The 3,164-nt window shown below is 46.0% G+C and carries 1 protein-coding gene and 1 pseudogene; both read right to left on the bottom strand.

Annotated elements, in window-relative coordinates; genetic code table 11:
* Nucleotides 1–445 (bottom strand): annotated as a pseudogene (locus OGX89_RS12705) (putative type VI secretion system effector); the annotation flags it as partial.
* 20 nt (nt 446–465) lie between these two features.
* Nucleotides 466–3,164 (bottom strand): T6SS effector BTH_I2691 family protein (locus tag OGX89_RS12700; RefSeq protein ID WP_286560584.1); only part of this gene is annotated, 2,699 nt, incomplete at its 5' end.

The raw sequence follows: 3,164 nt of genomic DNA, 5'->3' as shown, positions 1-3,164 counted from the left end.
TGCTCTCCACCATGCCCTGTGCCGTTGCCGCTGACCCCGTCGAGGCCAGCACCATTGCGGCAGACGCCATGTTCTCATCCTGCCTGCTGAAATATTCCCACGTCTGTGGATAGGCTTTGGTGTCAAAATAGTGCGTCAGGCAGCGCTGGTGGTAGTTTGTCACCACGCCACTGACCTTTATCAGCGGGGCTGGCGGGGGCAGTACCGGGTCCGGTGGCATATCAGCCAGCGCTTCTGCCAGCTGCTTTTCTTCACGGTACAGTTCTGCCAGGCGTTTTTTATGCTTCTTCTTGCCTTCCGATTCATAGTGCGCAATGGTTTGTCTTAATTTTATCCATTCCCTGCGCTCCCGGAGATAGTTCTCCTTCACATACCCTTTCCCCTTCTCCAGACCCCGGATATAAGCCCTGGGCATATCGGCGAACAGTTCGTCATCTTCTGTCATAGTATTTCGTTGCTCCAAAATTAAACCACAACAGGAACTTCCGGCTCATCATAGATAATAAATGGCCAGTAAATTATTGGTTTTCCACGTTGTTGCTCTTTACCTGAAGATAATTGACGTAAGCTTTCTTGCAGTGAATTTCTGGTCTCATCAATAAATATATTGATTTTTTCCGGTGTACAACTATCGATATCAATCGAACAATCATCACCAAACAAGCTATTCTCAATCCACGACTGTAAGGCATCACGTGAATAATATTCCGTCAGAATATATTCAGCGACCATCAATAACAGGGCTACCTCCCACGAGGCCAACAGTCCCACCCATTCGACGCCTAACTTTGTGAATTGAGGCGCAGCTGCCCTCCCCAGCCATACGGCTAATTCCCCTTTAGCAGTATCCCAGCCAAAGCGTTCAATCAGCACCGACATCAATTTTCCTTCCGCTTTAGCAATAATGGCAACATCGCTAAGTGTCTTGATTGAATATAAACCCGTAAATGCCCATTTTTTACTGGAATTCGGCAAACTAACTTTGTTCAATAATGTGGAAATATCTAACCCCAGCGAAATACCTGCACTTATCAGCGAGCATCCTGCGCCAAACATTTTCATATAGTGGAGACTATTTTTATCTTTAAGAATGACCTCCATTGCAGGGGTTGCAATATCAATCATCCCGCTCGCCGTTGCCGATATTGCGCTGACTACCTTCGCGTAGTTAGCAGGTTCATTTTTAAAATTATCGAGTTGGTTATACAACTCAGTAACATTGAAAAATAAAACAAAAATTCTAATACTTGTCACCGCATAACCAGAATGTCCCGCTGGCTGGCTTAGATAAGCTGCATAAGATTTTTCAAGTGCGGCATATTTCTTACCCGCCCCCCGGAGAAGATCAGCCCGAATTGCTCTTTGCGGGCTGTAAAAAACAGTGCCGGTAATGTAAGCCCTGCGTTCCGTGGCCCAGCCAAAATATTTACTGAACAATATTTTGGTTTCTAACTCTGACTTTCCAGCAGACAGCGAGAAAAGGGTTCGAACAATGAGGTCATTCATGGTGTTGAGAACAGGTCCAATCCGTGATACGGAAAAAAACCTGGCCCCTACGGTTGCCATGTGCTGGTCCATTTGATACAGAACTCTTTTCGAGAATACGGCATTGCCAGCCAGAGGTTTTGAAATTTCACTCGTTGCTTTTTCAAAACCTTTAAATATTTTATTAAGTTTAGCGCCATTCTTCTCAAAAAAGTAGAGCACATCATTTTCAGAAACCGGCGCTATGCTACACTGACGCAAGCTAGCCAATAATGACTCCGCATCTGCCATGATCTCTGGATTATTATAAAAATGTGTTCTCCAGACAAGATTCTTTTCACTTGTCGTAGTATATGCGTCTATCCAGTCATCCAGCAATTTTACACCTGATGACGACTCACCAAGACCAGCCATCGCGAAGGCAGCTATTTCACGATAGTAAGCGTTATCAACAGGATCGTTAGAGAAAAAATCCTGTAGCATTGTTATAAATAAAGAAATCTGTAACCATTCACAACGATAGCTAATCAGTTTAGCGAGCTGTTCATCAATTTTTTGTGTTAGATCGGCACAACATTTATTAAAAGACTCCCATTTATTCTGATTGATCATTCGGGCATATTTAGACCAATCATTAGCTACCTGGCTTTTTTTATAAACTTCGTTTTGTTTTCCTTTTACCTGCTTTTCGAATTCTTCACGAGTTAGTATATCCTTCGAATCTGTACCTCTAGATTTCTCATTCTGGACATACATATCATAAGAATAATCCATTGCAGGAGGGGAAATATATGTTTCCTGGGGTAATACAGAAAGTTGAGCTGCAACATTCTGTTCCGAGCTTTTGTTAACAATCTCCTTAACTCCGTTTATCAGACTCTGGGTGCAGAACTCCAGAGCGCGTTCTTCACCAAATATCTTCGCCATCGCCAGGACATCATTCGTCCATCCCGTCAGCTCATGCGTTATCCCTGTTGCATCATGCAGCGCCATCAGCAACGGCGTGACAGGGGAACCGTCTGGCTTCACTCCCCGTTCCTTCATCTGCCGGATTGTGTTTCCGGCCACTCCGCTCTTCCACGGATACAATGTCTCCTGCGGCCCCGGCTCTTTGACTATTGCATAGCGTTCACCCACACACTGGCTGACGCGGATTTTAGTCTGGGTGCCATACGGTAACAGCATTGCCGGACTCAGCTGGCTTCCCTGCGGCGCGATGTAATCCAGAACCCCTGCAAGATTGCCTGTCGTGGCTTCTGTCGTTTGCTCTGAAGTCTGCGGTGACGTCCAGTTTAATGCACTCAGACGCTGCATTCTGCTCTGCCGTTGCCCGCCATCGCTTGCGTAACGTTCCAGCGTCTTTTCCGTCCAGCGACACTGTGTGAATGCTATCCAGATATCATTCTCCAGCACTTCATATGGCAGCGTCAGAAAATCCTTTCCGCCATTACTGTAGGTTCCCTGCCTACAGTCAGGCTCTGATTTCTCCAGAACATTTTTCGCCGACAGTTGCTTCCATAAACTGCCGTCATCACACACCGACCATGCTTCCCAGTCCGTCAGGTATGGATAGTAGATATAGATATAGCCCCTGCGCATCGCACGCAGCGCATAGTGATAATTTTCACTTTCTGCCGGATAAGACGACGCTCCTGGTTTTGCCCACGCCGGCAACGACC

The organism is Citrobacter sp. Cpo103 (assembly GCF_030332605.1).
GTDB classification, from domain to species: Bacteria; Pseudomonadota; Gammaproteobacteria; order Enterobacterales; family Enterobacteriaceae; genus Citrobacter; species Citrobacter portucalensis.
The sequence above is the reverse complement of the archived record's forward strand: the minus strand, read 5'-3'. Positions and strand labels throughout refer to the sequence as shown.